Raw genomic sequence first — 16,964 nt, forward strand, 5'->3', positions numbered from 1 at the left:
CTTCAGTTGGTTTCGAGAGTCATCGGCAGATGGGCGAAACCGCGGACATTGCTGGAGTGCACGCGGACGGCGTGGGCCTCGTCGACCTCGTAGCCGCGGATTCGCTTGAACCACTCGGTGAGCGCCACCCGCGCCTCCATGCGGGCCAGGTGCGCGCCCAGGCAGAAATGCGCCCCACTGCCGAAACTCAGCAACTTGGGCCCGATTTCGCGCCCGATCAGGTACTCGTCGGGCCTGTCGAAGGCCCGCTCGTCCCGGTGCCCGGACCCCGGCAGCAGCAGCAGGACGTCGCCCTCGGGCAGCGTGGTGTCGTAGAGGTTGAGCTCGCCGGAGACGGTGCGGGCCAGGATCTGGCTGGACGTGTCGTAGCGCAGGGTCTCCTCGACCCACAGCTGCACCCTGGACAGGTCGGTGTAGACCGGCGTCAGCTGGTCGGGGTTTTTGTGGCCCCAAAAAGCTGCATTGGCAAGCAGTTTGGTGGTGGTCTCGTTGCCGGCGATCACGATCAGGAACATGAAGCCGAGGACTTCGTCGTCGGTGAGCCGATCCCCGCCGATCTCGGCCTCCAGCAGCGCGGTGGTCAGATCGTCGGTGGGCTTCTTGCGTCGCTCGGCGACCATCCCCTGGTAGTAGACGATCAGGTTGAGGGAGGCCTCGACGGCCTCCGGTGGGACGTCGGTGACGCCCTCCTCGCGGTGCATCACCCCGTCGGCCCAGGCCCGGACCCGGGCACGGTCGGGTTCGGGGACCCCCATCAGCTCGGAGATGACGTCCATCGGCAGCTTGCCGGCGAACTCGTCGACGAAGTCGACGGTGCCCGCGGGTGCGGACGTGGCCGCTTCGAGCATGGTGTCCAGATGCCGGGTCGCGATCTCGGTGACCCGGGGCTCGAGCTCGCGAATCCGGCGCGGGGTGAAGCCTTTCGACACCAGGGTGCGCAGCCGCAGGTGGGCGGGATCGTCCATCGCCAGGAACGACATCGTCTTGGACGCGTGTGGGCCGCGCGACGCCGGGTCCAGCGAGACGCCGTACTTGTTGGACAGCGTGGTGCTGTTGCGGAAGCCCTGCAGCACGTCGCTGTGCCGCGACACCGCCCAGAACTTCAGTTCCTCGTTGCGATACAGCGGCGCCTCGTCGCGCAGCCGCTGGTAGTACGGGTACGGATCTTCGTGGAAGTCGTAGTCGTAGGGATCGAGCACCAACTCGTGGTCCCCAACATGAACGGTCATTCGCTGTTTGTCTCCTGGCTTGTCTCTGCGGCGCCGGTGAGGATCAGCTTCACCACGTAGGCCAGCCGGTCGGCGATCTCGCGATAGGTGAACTCGCCGCTGCCGGCCTGGACCAGCGCACCGAAGAACGACATCTCCAGCGCCGACACGGCGGTGGGATCGGCGTTGGGGCCCATGGCGGACGTGATGCGACGGTGGATCTCCGCGCCGATCCGGTCGCGCGCGGCACGCACGGCCGGGTCGCCGCCGCCGCTGAGCAACGCCGTCGTGCAGGCGGCGCTGACCTCCGGCTCGTCGGCCACCACCAGCGCCAGGTGGCGCAACACCCCGTCCACCCGGGTGGCCATGGAGTCGTTGACGTCGGTGAAGAAGGGGACCTGCCGGACCAGGTCCAGATAGACCTCGGCGATGAGGTGGTTCTTCGAGGAGAAGTAGGTGTACGCGGTGGCCGGGGCGACCTTGGCCCGCGCCGCCACCGCGCGCACCGTCAGGTCGGCGTAGGACGTCTCGCGCAGGGTTTCGATGCCGGCGGCCAGCACCTTGCGAAACGTCTCCTCCTGGCGCCGATTTCGGGGCGCCTGACCGGCGTGCCGCCCGGCCTGAGACGACGTCGCCACCACTGCATCGCTGGACACCTGTCCAAGCTAACGGATCGACGCGGCACCTGGCAAGGTCGCGCGTGAAAAACGGTGGCCAGCGGCGGGTATATGCGGTTCGCGCCGCCGGCGTCGGCATCGGCTCTTGCACCGCCGCCAACCCGGCGGCTATGGTTCGTGGGGACAATATCGGACAAGTGTCCACTTGAAGTTGTGCGGGTCAGCCCCGCGGTCTGCCACGCGAAGACGGGAGCGCGACATGGCCTTACTGGCCGAGAGCGTGAGTGAACTTTTCATCGACGGCAAGATGTCGGCCGGCAGCGCCGGCACCTTCCCGACGATCAACCCGGCGACCGAGGAGGTGCTCGGTGTGGCCGCCGACGCCGGCCCCGACGACATGGGCCGCGCCATCGACGCCGCGCGGCGCGCCTTCGACGACACCGACTGGTCGCGCGACACCGCATTGCGGGTGCGCTGCGTGCGCCAGCTGCGCGAGGCGATGCAGCAGCATCTCGAAGAGCTGCGCGATCTGACCATCGCCGAAGTCGGGGCGCCGCGGATGCTCACCGGCATCGCCCAGCTCGAGGTCCCGGTCAACGACCTCGCGTTCGCCGCCGACACGGCCGAATCCTACGAGTACAGCCAGGATCTCGGCGAGGCGTCACCGATGGGCATCCCCACCCGGCGCACCATCGCCCGGGAGGCGGTCGGCGTCGTCGGCGCCATCACCCCGTGGAATTTTCCCCACCAGATCAACCTCGCCAAGATCGGGCCGGCGCTGGCCGCCGGCAACACCGTCGTCCTCAAGCCCGCGCCCGACACCCCGTGGTGTGCGGCGGTGCTGGGGGAACTCATCGCCGAGCACACCGACTTCCCGCCCGGCGTCATCAACATCGTCACCTCCAGCGACCACCGCGTGGGCGCGTTGCTGGCCAAAGACCCTCGGGTGGACATGATTTCGTTCACGGGGTCGACCGCCACCGGCCGCAGCGTGATGGCCGACGGCGCCGCGACCATCAAGAAGGTCTTCCTCGAGCTGGGTGGCAAGTCGGCGTTCGTCGTGCTCGACGACGCCGACCTGGGCGGTGCGGTGGGTGTGGCGGGGTTCTCGGTGTGCATGCACGCCGGGCAGGGCTGCGCGATCACCACCCGGCTGGTGGTGCCGCGGGCACGGTATGACGAAGCCGTCTCGATCGCCGCCGCCACCATGGCCGGGATCAAGGCCGGCGACCCCACCGACCCCGGAACGATTTGCGGGCCGGTGATTTCGGCCCGCCAGCGCGACCGGATTCAGGGCTACCTCGACTCCGCGATCGCCGAGGGCGGGACGTTCGCGTGCGGCGGCGGCCGGCCGGCCGACCGGGACGTCGGCTTCTTCATCGAGCCCACCGTGATCGCGGGCCTGGGCAACGACGCTCGCTGCGCGCGCGAGGAGATCTTCGGCCCGGTCCTCACGGTGATCCCGCACGACGGCGACGAGGACGCGGTTCGCATCGCCAACGACTCGCCGTACGGGCTGTCGGGCACCGTGTTCGGCGCCGACCCGCAGCGGGCGGCGCGGGCGGCCGCGCGCATCCGCGCGGGCACGATCAACGTCAATGGCGGCGTGTGGTATTCGGCCGATGCGCCGTTCGGTGGCTACAAGCAGTCCGGAAACGGTCGCGAGATGGGTCTGGCCGGTTTCGAGGAGTACCTGGAAATCAAGACCATCGCCACGGCAATCAACTAGAGGAGCCTGAAGAGCATGCGGTTCGAGAACAAAGTCGCCATCGTCACCGGGTCCGGGGGCGGGATCGGCCAGGCGTACGCCGAGGCGCTGGCCCGCGAGGGCGCCGCGGTCGTGGTGGCCGACATCAAGGCCGAGGCCGCCGAGGCGGTGGCCAAGCAGATCGTCGCCGACGGCGGCACGGCCCTGGCCGTCGGAGTCGACGTGGCCGACCCCGCCTCGGCCAAAGCCATGGCCGACCGCACGCTGGCCGAGTTCGGCGGCATCGACTACCTGGTGAACAACGCCGCGATCTTCGGCGGCATGAAACTGGACTTCCTGGTCACCGTCGACCCCGAGTACTACAAGAGGTTCATGAGCGTGAACCTCGACGGCGCGCTGTGGTGCACCCGCGCGGTGTACAAGAAGATGGCCAAGCGCGGCGGCGGGGCGATCGTCAACCAGTCGTCCACCGCCGCGTGGCTGTACTCCAACTTCTACGGCCTGGCCAAGGTCGGTATCAACGGCTTGACCCAGCAGCTCTCGCGGGAGCTGGGCGGCCAGAACATCCGGATCAACGCGATCGCGCCCGGACCGATCGACACCGAGGCCAACCGCACCACCACGCCCCAGGAGATGGTCGCCGACATCGTCAAGGGTCTTCCGTTGTCGCGCATGGGAACTCCCGAGGACCTCGTGGGGATGTGCCTGTTCCTGCTGTCGGATGAGGCCGCCTGGATCACCGGGCAGATCTTCAACGTCGACGGCGGACAGATCATCCGGTCATGAGCAACGAACTGCGACTCGGCTACATCGGCCTGGGCAACATGGGCGCGCCGATGGCCACCAAGATGACCGAATGGCCTGGCGGGGTAACGGTTTACGACATCCGGGCGGAGGCGATGACGCCGCTGGCCGAAAAGGGCGCCAGCCTGGCCGACAGCGTCGGCGACGTCGCCGCCGCCGCCGACATCGTGCACATCACCGTGCTCAACGACGAACAGGTGCGCGAGGTCGTCGGTGAGCTGGCCGGCCACGCGCAGCCCGGCACGGTCGTCGCGATCCACTCGACGATCAGCGACACCACCGCCGTCGAACTGGCCGCCGCGTACGGACCGCAGGGCATTCACGTCGTCGACGCGCCCGTGAGCGGCGGGGCCGCCGCCGCGGCCAGGGGCGAGCTCGCCACCATGGTGGGCGCCCAACGCGAGGTGTACGAGCGGATCAAGCCGGCCTTCAAACACTGGGCGGCGATGGTGATCCACGCCGGCGAGCCGGGTGCCGGCACGCGGATGAAGCTCGCCCGCAACATGTTGACGTTCACCTCCTACGTCGCGGCCTGTGAGGCGATGAAACTCGCCGAGGCGGCGGGACTGGATCTGCAGGCGCTGGGCCGGGTGGTGCGTCACACGGACGCGTTGACGGGTGGGCCCGGGGCGATCATGGTGCGGGAGAACATGAAAGACCTCGAACCGGACAACTTCCTGTACCAGCCTTTCCTGCACACCCGCGGGCTGGGCGAGAAGGACCTGAGCCTGGCGCTGGGTCTGGGCGAGGCGGTATCGGTCGACCTGCCCCTGGCCCGGATCGCCTACGAGCGGTTGGCCGCCGGACTCGGGGTACCACACACGGAGGAAGGGTCGTAATGGACGAATTGCGCCGCAAGGGCCTCGAGAAGATGAACGAGGTCTACGGCTGGGAGATGCCCAACATCGAGGGTGACCCGTACTTCGACCTGACCGTCGACCACCTGTTCGGCAGCATCTGGACGCGCCCGGGGCTGTCGATGCGCGACAAGCGGATCATGACGCTGACGGCGGTGACCGCGGTCGGAAGTCGCGACCTGGCCGAGATCCAGATCAACGCCGCGCTGCTCAACGAGGAACTCACCGAGGACGAACTCAAAGAGATGGCCGTGTTTCTCACCCACTACCTCGGCTTCCCGCTGGGCTCGGCGTTCAACGGCGCCGTCAGCACCGTGGTGGCCAAGCGCAAGAAGGCCGCCGCCAAGGGCGGCGGCGAGGACAAGAAGGCCAACGTGGACGCCGCGCTGAAGATGCACTCGGGCGAATCCGGCGGCTAGGACGGCCGGGGTAACGTCACCGCCATGACTGTCACCGACATCGCCCTGACCACCCTCGACGGGCGCCAGACATCGCTGGCCGACTACGCCGACCGCGCGGTGCTGGTGGTCAACGTCGCGTCCAAATGCGGGCTGACCCCGCAGTACAGCGCGCTGGAAAGGCTCGCGCGGGACTACGCCGAGCGCGGTCTGACGGTGATCGGGGTGCCCTGCAACCAGTTCATGGGCCAGGAGCCCGGCACCGCCGAGGAGATTCAGACCTTCTGCTCCACGAATTACGGTGTGACGTTCCCGCTGATGGCCAAGACCGAGGTCAACGGGCCGGACCGGCATCCGCTGTACGCGGAGCTGACCAAGACGCCCGACGCCGCCGGCGAAGCCGGTGACGTGCAATGGAACTTCGAGAAGTTCCTCATCGCCCCCGGCGGGGCGGTGGTGAGACGCTTCCGGCCACGCACGGAGCCCGATGCGCCGGAGCTCGTCGAGGCCATCGAGGCCGTACTGCCGAGGTAGCCGATCGCCTGCCGGCCGGCCCGCTAGAGTGACGAGTCGTGCGCGTCCTGGTGATCGGTTCCGGTGCCCGTGAACATGCGCTGCTGCTGGCGCTGCAGAGAGATCCAGAGGTCACCGGGCTGGCCGTCGCTCCGGGCAACGCCGGCACGGCCCGGATCGCCGAGCAGCACGACGTCGACGTCACCTCCAACGACGACGTCGTCGCCCTGGCGCGCGCCGTCCGCGCCGACCTGGTCGTCGTCGGCCCCGAGGTTCCGCTGGTGCTGGGGGTGGCCGACGCCCTGCGCGCCGCCGGCATCGTGTGCTTCGGGCCCAGCCGGGACGCCGCCCGCATCGAAGGCTCCAAGGCGTTCGCCAAGGACGTGATGGCCGCGGCGGGCGTGCGCACCGCGGCCAGTGAAATCGTCGATACCCCAGCGCGTCTGGATGCCGCGCTGGACAGGTTCGGACCGCCGGCCGGCGACCCCGCCTGGGTGGTCAAAGACGACCGCCTGGCCGCCGGCAAGGGTGTGGTGGTGACCGCGGACCGCGAGGTTGCGCGTGCCTACGCTGCCTCGTTGCTGGAGGCCGGCCACCCGGTGTTGCTCGAGTCGTTCCTGGACGGGCCCGAGGTGTCGCTGTTCTGCGTCGTCGACGGCCGGACCGTGGTGCCGTTGTTGCCGGCGCAGGACTTCAAGCGGGCCGGCGACGGCGACACCGGACCCAACACGGGCGGGATGGGCGCCTACGCGCCGGTGCCGTGGCTGCCCGACGACGTGTACCGGGACGTGGTCGCCAACATCGTCGAACCCGTTGCGGCGGAACTGGTCCGGCGGGGAAGCCCGTTCTGCGGGTTGCTGTACGCCGGGCTGGCGATCACCGCGAAAGGTCCTGCGGTGGTCGAATTCAATTGCCGCTTCGGCGATCCGGAAACCCAGGCCGTGCTGGCGCTGCTGGAGTCGCCGCTGGGGCAGCTGCTCTACGCCGCCGGCAGCGGCGCGCTGGCCGGCTTCGGCGAGCTGCGCTGGCGTGCCGGGGCGGCGGTCGCGGTGGTGCTGGCCGCGGAGAACTATCCCGGGCGACCGCGGGTCGGTGACGTCGTCGTCGGCTCGGAAGCCGACGGGGTGCTGCACGCCGGGACGGCACGCCGCGACGACGGCGCGATCGTCTCGTCGGGCGGGCGGGTGCTGTCGGTGGTGGGCACCGGCGCCGACCTGTCGGCCGCCCGAGCCAATGCCTACGACATCCTGCGTTCGATCCGGCTGCCGGGCAGCCACTTTCGCAGCGACATCGCGCTGCTGGCGTCCGAAGGCAAGATCCGCGTCTAGAAACCGGCGGCCTGGCCGTCGCGGCGCGGGTCGCTGGCCGCGAGATACCCGTCGCCCAGGCGCCAGATCGCTTGGCAGCTGCCGAACTGGTTGTAGTCCCCGACGGTGACCAGGTCGTGGCCGCGCCGGCGCAGCCCGTCCAGCGTGGCCGGCGGGAAACCGGGTTCGCAGCTGACCTGCATGCCGTCCACCCACCGGAACCGGGGGCCGTCGCAGGCCGCCTGCGGGTTCTGGCCGTGGTCGGCGATCCGCACCATCACCTGCACGTGGCCCTGGGGCTGCATCGTGCCGCCCATCACCCCGAAGCTCATCACCGGCGAGCCGTCCCTGGTGACAAAGCCCGGGATGATGGTGTGGTAGGGGCGCTTACGCGGCCCGACCCGGTTCGGATGCCCCGGCGTCGCAACGAAGTTCGCGCCTCGATTCTGCAGCGAGATCCCGGTGCCCGGCACCACCACGCCCGAGCCGAAGCCCATGTAGTTCGACTGGATCATCGACACCATCGCCCCGGCGGCGTCGGCGGCGGTCAGGTACACGGTGCCCCCGCCCGGGGTGCCCGCGGCCGCCGGCGCGGCCCGGTTCCGGTCGATCAGCGCGGCGCGCTGCCGCAGGTAGTCCCTGTCCAGCAGGTGCTGCGGGCCGACCGGCATGTGCTCGACGTCGGCGACGTAGGCCTGGGCGTCGGCGAAAGCCAGTTTCACCGCTTCGATCTGCAGGTGCACGCTGTCGGCGGAATCCGCCGGCAGCGAGGCCATGTCGAAATGCTCGAGGATGCCCAGCGCGATCAGCGCCACGACGCCCTGGCCGTTGGGCGGGATCTCGTGGACGGTGTACCCGCGGTAGGGGGCGTCGATCGTGCCGACCCAGTCGGCGCGGTGCGCGGCCAGATCGTCGGCGCGCAGGGCGCCGCCGTTGGCCGACGCGTGCGCCTCGAGGCGGGCGGCCAGTTCACCGCGGTAGAACGCCTCGCCGCGGGTGTCGGCGATCTTCTCCAGCGTGGCCGCGTGGGCGGGCAGCCGAAACAGCTCACCGGCGGCGGGTGCGCGCCCGCCCGGCGCGAACGTCTCGGCGAAGCCGGGCTGGTCGGCGAACAGCGGCACCTGCGCCGCCCATTGGTCGGCGATGGTCGGTGAGACCAGAAACCCGTTGCGGGCGTAGGAGATCGCGGGCCCGAAGAGGCGCTCGAACGGGAGCCTGCCGAAGCGGGCGTGCAGTTCGGCCCAGGCCGACACCGCGCCGGGGACGGTCACCGAGTTCCAGCCGAGCGCAGGAACGGCGTTGCCGCCGAAGTACTCCGGTGTCCAGGTCCCGGGTGAGCGGCCCGACGCGTTGAGCCCGTGCATCCGCTCGCCGTCCCAGACGATCGCGAAGGCGTCCGAGCCGATGCCGTTGGACACCGGCTCCACGACGGTGAGGGTGATCGCGGCGGCAACCGCGGCGTCCACCGCGCTGCCGCCCTCGGCGAGCATGCGCAGGCCCGCCTGGGCGGCCAGCGGTTGGGAGGTGCACACCACGTTGTGCGCCAGCACGGGCTTGCGCGGCCAGGCGTACGGGAAGCTCCAGTCGAAAGGCGCGGTCACCTTCGCGAGGGTAACGCTCGGGGGAGGCGTCAGCCCGTCAGCAGCGGCGCGAGCCAGGTCAGTTCGGCGGGCAGTTGCGAGCTCCAGTACGCCCCGTTGTGCCCGCCGGGGGAGAAGCCGCCCGCCGGCGGGTTGGGCAGTTGAGCGACGAACTGTTTGGTCGCGGCGTAGAAGGGGTCGCTGTCGCCGCAGTCCACCCGGATCGGGATGGACCCGAGCGCCGGCATGCCGAAGACCGAGTTGGCCGCGAAGTCGGCGGGCCCGTCGAACGCTCCGGGTGCGGCCGCCCCCGGAGACAGCCATAGGGCGGGGCTCACCGCGCAGATCGCCGCGGTGCGTGCGGGGCCCAGCCGGCCGCCGAGCAGCAAGGCGCCGTAGCCACCCATCGACCAGCCCAGGAACGCCACCCGGGAGGTGTCCAGGCTCTGGGTGCTCAGCATCGGGATCAGCTCGTCGAGCACCATGGCTCCGCTGTCCTCGCCGGACGCCCTCTTGTGCCAGTAGCCGCCCCCGCCGTCGACGGCGACCACCGCAAACGGCGGCAATCCGGCGTCGACGGCCTGGGCCAGCCCCTGCTCGACGCCGCCGGCCATCACGGTGGCCGCGTCGCTGCCCTTGCCGTGCAGCGCGATCACCGGCCGCAGCGGCCTGGTCTGGCCGGGCGGGCGGGCTATCGCCCAGTTGGTGGTGACGCCGCCGCGCGCCGCCGATACGAAGGAGCCCGTGACCATGGTGGGGGCGGGCTGGCTCGGGGGGGCGGGTTCGCGGGGCGTGGCCGGCGCCATCGGCGGGCCGGTTCTGGAGACCGAAGCGGGGACCGGCATGGCGTGGGACGGGCGGGGCTTGAGCACGATATCGAGCGCATATGCACCCACCGCGCCGACGGCGGCGCCGGCCCCGAGGCCCAGCACGGCGCGGCGGCTCAAGTCGGGCATGCGGGCCATCATGCCATGTTCGTTCGGTGGACCGTTTGGTGAAAATGGCAATGCAGTACCACTTTGACTGGCACGATGGCTACTCGTGACCGCAGCAGTTACTCCCAAAGGAGAGCGTCGACGGTATGCGCTGGTGAGCGCTGCCGCCGAGTTGCTTGCGGAGGGCGGGTTCGAGGCGGTGCGGCACCGGGCGGTCGCCAGGCGCGCCGGCCTGCCGCTGGCCTCGACCACGTACTACTTCTCCTCGCTCGACGATCTGATCGCACGCGCCGTCGAGCACATCGGGATGATCGAGGTGGCGCAGCTGCGCGCCCGGGTCGCCGCGCTGTCCCGGCGCCGCCGGGGACCCGAAACCACCGCCGAGGTGCTGGTAGACCTGCTGGTGGGGGACGTTTCCGGGCCGGGACTCACCGATCAGCTGATTTCGCGGTACGAGCGGCACATCGCCTGCACTCGGCTGTCGGCGTTGCGGGAGACCATGCGCCGCAGCCTGCGGCAGCGCGCCGAGGCCGTCGCCGAGGCGCTCGAGCGGTCGGGCCGCTCCGTCCACATCGAACTGGTGTGCACCCTGATCTGTGCCGTCGACGGGTCTGTTGTCTCGGCCCTGGTGGAAGGTCGCGACCCCCGGTCTGCGGCGCTGGACACGGTGGTCGACCTCATCGACGTCCTTGCGCCCATCGACCAGCGACCCGTCCGGATCTGACTTCGTCACAACGAGCACGGCGGCGCCGCGCGCCATATCGCGTAGTACTCGCGTAGTACTGAAGTGTGTTTAGACCGCTCTGGCAGCGTGGTAGGAACTCCAAAGCCGACTTCCGGGGAGGAACCATGGACGGGGCAGACACCGGCGAGTCTCGCCTGCATCGGGTCATGGGGCCGGGCGTGCTGCTGTTGTTCATCGTCGGTGACATGCTGGGCACCGGAATCTACGCGCTGATCGGGGACGTGGGAGCCGAGGTCGGCGGTGCGGCATGGGTTCCATTCCTGCTGGCCTTCGTCATCGCAACCGTGACCGCCTGCAGCTACCTGGAGCTGGTGACCAAATATCCCCGGGCCGCCGGCACCGCGCTGTACGTGCACAAGGCGTTCGGCAACCGGTTCGTCACCTTCATGGTCGCGTTCCTGGTGATGTGCGCCGGCATCACGGGGGCGGCGACCGCATCGAGGTTCTTCGGGTCCAACTTCATCGTCGCGTTCAAACTCTTCTGGGGGACCAAGGGCGTGGTCGTCGTCGCCATGCTGTTCATGGTGGCGCTGGCGGTGGTGAACCTGCGCGGCATGCAGGAGAGCGCGAAGCTCAACGTGGTGCTCACCCTCATCGAGATCACCGGGCTGGTAATGGTGATCGTCGTCGGGCTGTGGGCGTCGGTCAGGGGCGGCCACGCCCACTACTCGCGGGTGATCGCGTTCAACGTCGGCGACAAGAACCTGTTCGTCGCCCTGACCGCCGCGACTTCGCTGGCGTTCTTCGCGATGGCCGGATTCGAGGACTCGGTGAACATGGCCGAAGAGACCAAGGACCCGGTCAGGACGTTCCCGAAGGTGTTGTTGTCCGGCCTGAGCATCGCGGCGGTCATCTACACGCTGGTCGCGATCGTCTCCGTCGCGGTGGTGCCGGTGAAGGCGCTCGCGGCCAGCGACACGCCGCTCGTCGACGTGGTCCAGGCGGCGGCGCCCGCGTTGCCGACCAAGATCATCCTGCCGTTCATCTCGATGGTCGCGGTGTCCAACACCGCGCTGCTCGGCATGCTGATGGCCAGCCGGCTCATCTACGGGATGGCGCGCGAAGGCGTGCTGCCGTCGTTTCTGGGTGCGGTCAGTCCGACCCGCCGGTCGCCGTGGGTCGCCGTGCTGTTCACGACGGCGATCGCGTTGGGGCTGATCCTCTATGTGACCGCCTTCGCGAACAGGGACGCGATCTCGGTGCTCAGCGGCACCACGTCGTTGCTGCTGCTGGCGGTGTTCACCATGGTCAACATCGCGGTGCTGGTGCTGCGCCGCGACACCTCGACGGCCGGGCGGCCCCACTTCAGGACGCCGACCCCGCTGCCGGTCATCGGCTTCCTGTCGTCGGTGCTGCTGCTGATGCCCTTCTTCGGCCGTCCCGTGCAGCAGTACGTGCTGGCCGCGATCATGATCTCCAGCGGGGTGGTGATCGCGCTGGTCAGCCGCCTGGTCAGCCGGCGCTGGGAGAAGCGGCGCGCGGGCGCCGAGCCGTCGCCGGTGTTGTCCGACACCCGCTGACTATGGCAGCGACGGGGTGAGGATGCACCCGGTGGCGACGTCGCCGTAGATCGTGACAGCGTCCGGGCGCCGGTGGCTGTACAGCGCCACATAGGCGCACACGACGGCATCGACCGGATCCTCGGCGCGGCGCAGGTCGCTTTTGCGTCGCGCGGCGAGGACCTGCGCGCGCAGCGCGGTCCACCCGTCGTGGCCGGCCACGCGCATCGGCACCGCGGCGTCCGCGAGGCCCTCGATGCCGTCCATCAACAGCAGCAACTCGGCTTTGAGGCCATCGAGGTCGCGGCCGGGCTTAGCCTTGTACTTGAGGGTGCGCGCCAGTCGGAACAACACCACCGTCGCCGGGTGCGGGTAGACCTCGATGGCGCGCCGCCCGGCCGGCGACCACGGGTCCATGTCGAGATCGAGCGCCCCGGCCAGCCGCGCGCCGCGCGGGCCGTCGGCGAACTCCGGTTTGGCGGTGTTGGACGGATGGGCGCCGGCTTCGAACCGGCGGAAGTCGCGGTTGAGCGCCGCCTCGGCCGGCCGCTGTCCGGCGGGGTTGGTCACCACCAGCGGGGCGTCGAAGGCGACCAGGCAGTCGCCCTGCACGTACGGGTGCAACGCGGCGAGGATCGCGGCGTCGTCGCGGACGGTGCCGACGTGCACCAGGCGGCCCCGCGCGTCGACGACCGCGACGCCGGTCGGGTTGCGCCCGGCCCAGGCCAGGTCCACACCCGCGAAGTACACCCGCACAGGGTAGGGCGTGCGGGGGCGGACCGGCGGGCCTGCGCGGCACGTTCGGTGCTCGGCTCGCGGGGCAGAGCCGGCCCGCCGCCGCCGCGCCCGACCGTAAGCTGTGTGCTTGTGAGCGTTCCGAACGTGCTGGCCTCCCGCTACGCCAGCGCCGAGATGGTCGCGATCTGGTCGCCGGAGGCCAAGGTCGCCGCCGAGCGGCGGCTCTGGCTGGCCGTGCTGCGGGCCCAGGCGGAATTGGGCGTTCCCGTGCCCGCGGAGGTGATCGCCGACTACGAGCGGGTGCTCGACGACGTGGACCTCGCCTCGATCGCGGCACGGGAACGCGCCCTGCGCCACGACGTCAAAGCCCGCATCGAGGAATTCAATGCGCTGGCCGGCCACGAGCACGTGCACAAGGGGATGACCAGCCGCGACCTGACCGAGAACGTCGAGCAGCTGCAAATCCGGCGGTCGCTGGAACTGGTCTTCTCACACGGGATTGCGGTGGTGGCGCGCCTCGCCGAGCACGCGGTGACCTATCGGGACCTGGTGATGGCCGGGCGCAGCCACAACGTCGCCGCGCAGGCCACCACACTGGGCAAGCGCTTCGCCTCGGCGGCGCAGGAGACCCTGATCGCGTTGACCCGGCTGCGCGAGCTGATCGACCGGTACCCACTGCGCGGGATCAAGGGCCCGATGGGCACTGCGCAGGACATGCTCGACCTGCTCGACGGCGATGCGGCCACACTGGGCGTGCTCGAGCGCCGGGTGGCCGCGTTCCTGGGCTTCACAACGGTTTTGACGAGCGTCGGGCAGGTCTATCCCCGGTCGCTGGACCACGACGTGATCTCCGCCCTGGTGCAGCTGGGCGCCGGGCCGTCGTCGCTGGCCCACACGATCCGGCTGATGGCCGGACACGAACTGGTCACCGAGGGCTTCGCGCCGGGGCAGGTCGGCTCGTCGGCGATGCCCACAAGATGAACACCCGCAGCTGCGAGCGGGTCAACGGGCTGCAGGTGGTGCTGCGCGGCTATGCCTCGATGGCTGCCGAGCTGGCCGGGGCGCAGTGGAACGAAGGCGACGTGTTCTGCTCGGTGGTGCGGCGGGTGGCGTTGCCGGACAGCTTCTTTGCCGTCGACGGGCAGATCGAGACGTTTTTGACCGTGCTCGACGAGTTCGGCGCCTACCCGGCGGTGATCACCCGCGAGCTGGACCGCTACCTGCCGTTCCTGGCCACCACCAGGGTGCTGATCGCGGCGGTGCGCGCCGGGATGGGGCGCGAGGCCGCCCACCACGTGATCCGCGAACACGCCGTGGCCACGGCGCTGGACATGCGCGAACGCGGCGCCGAGCCCGACCTGCTGGAGCGGCTGGCCGCCGATGCGCGGCTGCCGCTGGACCGTGCGGCGCTGGACGCCGCGCTGGCCGACAAGAAGGCCTTCACCGGGGCCGCCGGTGATCAGGTCGACGAGGTCGTGGCCGCGGTGGACGCGCTGGTGGCCCGCCATCCCGACGCCGCCAAATACCGTCCGGGGGCGATCCTGTGAGTCCGGCGCTCGCGGAAATCGACTTCACCGATCTGGATAACTTCGCCCGCGGCTTTCCGCACGAGCTGTTCGCCGTGCACCGCCGCGAGGCGCCGGTCTACTGGCACGAGCCGACCGACAACACCCCCGACGGCGAGGGCTTCTGGTCCGTCGCCACGTACGCGGAAACGCTTGCGGTGCTGAAGGACCCGGTGACGTATTCGTCGGTGACCGGCGGGGAGCGGCCGTTCGGCGGCACCCTGCTGCAGGATCTGGCCATCGCAGGCCAGGTGCTCAACATGATGGACGACCCGCGGCACTCGCAGATCCGGCGCCTGGTCAGTTCCGGGCTGACGCCGCGGATGATCCGGCGCGTCGAGGACGACCTGCGCGCCCGGGCCCGCGTTCTGCTGGATGCGGTGGTGGCCGGTGAGCCGTTCGACTTCCTGGTCGACATCGCCGCCGAGCTGCCGATGCAGATGATCTGCATCCTGCTGGGTGTGCCCGAGTCCGAGCGGCATTGGCTGTTCGAGGCCATCGAGCCACAATTCGACTTCGGCGGCTCGCGCAAGGCCAAATTGTCGCAGCTGTCGGCCGAGCAGGCCGGATCGCGGATGTACGCCTACGGCCAGGAGTTGATCGCCGCCAAGCGCGCCGAGCCGACCGACGACATGCTGTCCGTCGTCGCCAACGCAATGCTGGAGGACGCCGACAACACCGATGGGGCGCCGGCCCTGTCGGACCTCGAACTCTACCTGTTCTTCAGCCTGCTTTTCAGCGCCGGTGCCGAGACGACGCGCAATGCGGTCGCCGGCGGGTTGTTGGCGCTGGCCGAGCATCCCGACCAATTGCGTTTGCTGCGTGGGGATTTCGGGATGCTGCCCACGGCCGTCGAGGAAATGGTGCGGTGGACCTCGCCGTCGCCGTCGAAGCGGCGGACCGCGACCCGCGACGTCACGCTGGGCGGCCAGCCGGTCCGGGCGGGACAGAAGGTCCAGATCTGGGAGGGCTCGGCCAATCGCGACCCCGGTGTCTTCGACCGCGCCGACGAGTTAGACGTCGCCCGAAAGCCCAATCCCCACCTGGGTTTCGGGCAGGGAGTGCACTACTGCCTGGGCGCCAACCTGGCCCGGCTCGAGCTGCGGGTACTGTTCGAGGAGCTGTTCACGCGTTTCGGTGCCGTCCACGTCGTGCGACCCGCCGAATGGACGCGCAGCAATCGGCACACCGGCATCCGGCACCTCGTCGTGGAGCTGCGCCGAACGCCATGACGAACCGGCTCGCCGTCGTCGAGCCGTCATCGGCAGCTCAAAGCGATGGCCCACAGCGTATTCGGACGGTCGCGCGCCGACGACGTCAAGCCGAGCGCAACCCGGATGCCACAGCGGCAGCGCCGAACTCCACGGCTGGTATCTGCAGCCGGCCGGTTGACGAAGAATTCCCTTGCCCATGGAAACAATGTGTCTAAGTGTGTATACACTGGAATTCTTCCAAAGATCTAGCCTGATCCGCGGCGGGGCGAGCGATGTCGTATGTGTTGGTGGTTCCGGAGGTACCAGGGACTTCGGGCGCGGCGAATGTCACTCAATGAGTGCGAAAATCCGCGTGGCCCAATCGGTCGCCGCGGCTTCCATCACGGGGATCTCGGCACCGCCCGCTGAGGAAGCGTCAGCGGTCATTGCGGCGGTATTTCCGCCCATGCGCAGATCTCTCTTCCGCAGGGCCGCACCGGCCGTCCACGCTGTGTCCTTCTCGGGTAGATGCCCCGCGGCGTGCCGTCGCTCATCCAGCGTGCACCGTCGAGTTAACGCCTTGGCCTGAACACTTCCCGCATGGCCCCCGACACCGTCGATTATCATCACCGGCCCATCCTGGAAGCGCAGGCCCGGGCGACCGGGTTGGCCAACAGGGTACGCATGACGGTCTTGTTCTCAGGTGGAACCGCCCCGCAGGCCGACCGGCACCTTCGGCCCGTCAGCGATGATGACCGGCGCGACCGCCGCACACCGTTCGGTCATGTGCTCGCCATCGCGCATGAGCGTCTTGACGTCCATTCCCGCACGTCGCGGGCCATCCTCTCGGCCAGCGCGGTCTCGGTCTGATCCAGAATCGACGCACCGTCGCCGACGCAATTCATGGATTTTCCTGTACCGCTGGTTTTCAGTGATCGGTTCGGGGTATGAGCATGTCGGCGGGCGGCCAAACCGGCCGGTATCCGTCCCATCATCACCTCAGAAAGCAGGTCCTCGACGGCAAGATGCGTGTAACTGGTCAGCGGCAACTCGTGCCCGTCGACGGTCGGTGCCCGCGACCGGGCTGGCCTGATCACCGCCAGCGCTTCACGCCCGGAACCGGCGATATCGGTCATCGCCAAATGGACCTGCCCTCGGTAGCGCGGCAGTCTCACATGTGTCAGCGGAAAAGCCGCTCGGTACGGCTTTGCTGGCGGCACCCGCCGCGCCCGCTCAGGGATCACCTCATCGGCGTAGTGAGCAACGGTTGTGTAACGGCGCACCCAGATGCAGTTCC

Annotated in this window: 15 protein-coding genes and 1 pseudogene; 10 read left to right on the top strand and 6 right to left on the bottom strand. The window is 69.5% G+C overall.

The window, feature by feature from the left end; genetic code table 11:
* Positions 1-2: 2 nt before the first annotated feature.
* Both AB8998_RS03380 and AB8998_RS03385 read right to left on the bottom strand, forming a co-directional pair.
* Positions 3-1,229 carry a cytochrome P450 gene (locus tag AB8998_RS03380; RefSeq protein ID WP_369736823.1) on the bottom strand — a complete coding sequence of 409 codons (1,227 nt, stop codon included), beginning with the start codon at positions 1,227-1,229 and terminating at the stop codon, positions 3-5.
* Positions 1,226-1,864 carry a TetR family transcriptional regulator gene (locus tag AB8998_RS03385; protein WP_369736824.1) on the bottom strand — a complete coding sequence of 213 codons (639 nt, stop codon included), beginning with the start codon at positions 1,862-1,864 and terminating at the stop codon, positions 1,226-1,228. The genes AB8998_RS03380 and AB8998_RS03385 overlap by 4 nt, the downstream gene beginning before the upstream one ends.
* Before the next feature lie 220 nt (positions 1,865-2,084).
* Here AB8998_RS03385 and AB8998_RS03390 point away from each other — a divergent pair, with 220 nt between their 5' ends.
* From AB8998_RS03390 to purD, 6 genes are read left to right on the top strand one after another with little or no spacing between them, the layout of a single operon-like run.
* On the top strand, positions 2,085-3,554 hold the full coding sequence (locus AB8998_RS03390; RefSeq protein ID WP_369736825.1) for an aldehyde dehydrogenase: 1,470 nt from the start codon (positions 2,085-2,087) through the stop codon (positions 3,552-3,554).
* A gap of 15 nt (positions 3,555-3,569) precedes the next feature.
* Positions 3,570-4,319 (top strand): SDR family oxidoreductase, encoded by a 750-nt coding sequence (locus AB8998_RS03395; protein ID WP_369736826.1) that lies wholly within the window; start codon positions 3,570-3,572, stop codon positions 4,317-4,319.
* Positions 4,316-5,176: an NAD(P)-dependent oxidoreductase gene (locus AB8998_RS03400; protein ID WP_369736827.1), complete on the top strand. Its 861-nt coding sequence runs from the start codon at positions 4,316-4,318 to the stop codon at positions 5,174-5,176. Before AB8998_RS03395 ends, AB8998_RS03400 begins: the two co-directional genes overlap by 4 nt.
* Positions 5,176-5,613: a carboxymuconolactone decarboxylase family protein gene (locus AB8998_RS03405; RefSeq protein WP_369736828.1), complete on the top strand. Its 438-nt coding sequence runs from the start codon at positions 5,176-5,178 to the stop codon at positions 5,611-5,613. Before AB8998_RS03400 ends, AB8998_RS03405 begins: the two co-directional genes overlap by 1 nt.
* Before the next feature lie 24 nt (positions 5,614-5,637).
* A complete protein-coding gene (locus AB8998_RS03410) occupies positions 5,638-6,126 on the top strand; it encodes a glutathione peroxidase (protein ID WP_369736829.1) in 489 nt (162 codons plus the stop codon).
* A gap of 38 nt (positions 6,127-6,164) precedes the next feature.
* Complete coding sequence (purD, locus tag AB8998_RS03415; protein ID WP_369736830.1) at positions 6,165-7,433, top strand: phosphoribosylamine--glycine ligase; 1,269 nt, start codon at positions 6,165-6,167, stop codon at positions 7,431-7,433.
* Here purD and AB8998_RS03420 read toward each other — a convergent pair.
* Together AB8998_RS03420 and AB8998_RS03425 are read right to left on the bottom strand one after the other, a co-directional pair.
* Positions 7,430-9,013 carry a gamma-glutamyltransferase family protein gene (locus AB8998_RS03420; protein WP_369736831.1) on the bottom strand — a complete coding sequence of 528 codons (1,584 nt, stop codon included), beginning with the start codon at positions 9,011-9,013 and terminating at the stop codon, positions 7,430-7,432. The genes purD and AB8998_RS03420 overlap by 4 nt on opposite strands.
* Before the next feature lie 29 nt (positions 9,014-9,042).
* Entirely contained in the window at positions 9,043-9,960 is a 918-nt protein-coding gene (locus AB8998_RS03425) for an alpha/beta hydrolase-fold protein (RefSeq protein ID WP_369736832.1), read from the bottom strand.
* 73 nt (positions 9,961-10,033) lie between these two features.
* Here AB8998_RS03425 and AB8998_RS03430 point away from each other — a divergent pair, with 73 nt between their 5' ends.
* Together AB8998_RS03430 and AB8998_RS03435 are read left to right on the top strand one after the other, a co-directional pair.
* Entirely contained in the window at positions 10,034-10,651 is a 618-nt protein-coding gene (locus AB8998_RS03430; protein ID WP_369736833.1) for a TetR/AcrR family transcriptional regulator, read from the top strand.
* A gap of 125 nt (positions 10,652-10,776) precedes the next feature.
* Positions 10,777-12,192 carry an APC family permease gene (locus tag AB8998_RS03435; RefSeq protein WP_369736834.1) on the top strand — a complete coding sequence of 472 codons (1,416 nt, stop codon included), beginning with the start codon at positions 10,777-10,779 and terminating at the stop codon, positions 12,190-12,192.
* On the opposite strand, the gene AB8998_RS03440 is transcribed toward AB8998_RS03435, so the two are convergent.
* Positions 12,193-12,921 (bottom strand): DUF429 domain-containing protein, encoded by a 729-nt coding sequence (locus AB8998_RS03440; protein WP_369736835.1) that lies wholly within the window; start codon positions 12,919-12,921, stop codon positions 12,193-12,195.
* A gap of 117 nt (positions 12,922-13,038) precedes the next feature.
* Between AB8998_RS03440 and purB the strand changes: the two are divergent.
* Together purB and AB8998_RS03450 are read left to right on the top strand one after the other, a co-directional pair.
* Positions 13,039-14,456, top strand: a pseudogene (purB, locus tag AB8998_RS03445) (adenylosuccinate lyase).
* Complete coding sequence (locus AB8998_RS03450) at positions 14,453-15,706, top strand: cytochrome P450 (RefSeq protein ID WP_369736836.1); 1,254 nt, start codon at positions 14,453-14,455, stop codon at positions 15,704-15,706. Before purB ends, AB8998_RS03450 begins: the two are co-directional and overlap by 4 nt.
* 743 nt (positions 15,707-16,449) lie before the next feature.
* On the opposite strand, the gene AB8998_RS03455 is transcribed toward AB8998_RS03450, so the two are convergent.
* Positions 16,450-16,803 carry a hypothetical protein gene (locus tag AB8998_RS03455; RefSeq protein WP_369736837.1) on the bottom strand — a complete coding sequence of 118 codons (354 nt, stop codon included), beginning with the start codon at positions 16,801-16,803 and terminating at the stop codon, positions 16,450-16,452.
* Between the last annotated feature and the right edge of the window lie 161 nt (positions 16,804-16,964).

Origin of the sequence: Mycobacterium sp. HUMS_12744610 (assembly GCF_041206865.1) — a bacterium.
Taxonomy (GTDB): Bacteria; Actinomycetota; Actinomycetes; order Mycobacteriales; family Mycobacteriaceae; genus Mycobacterium; species Mycobacterium servetii.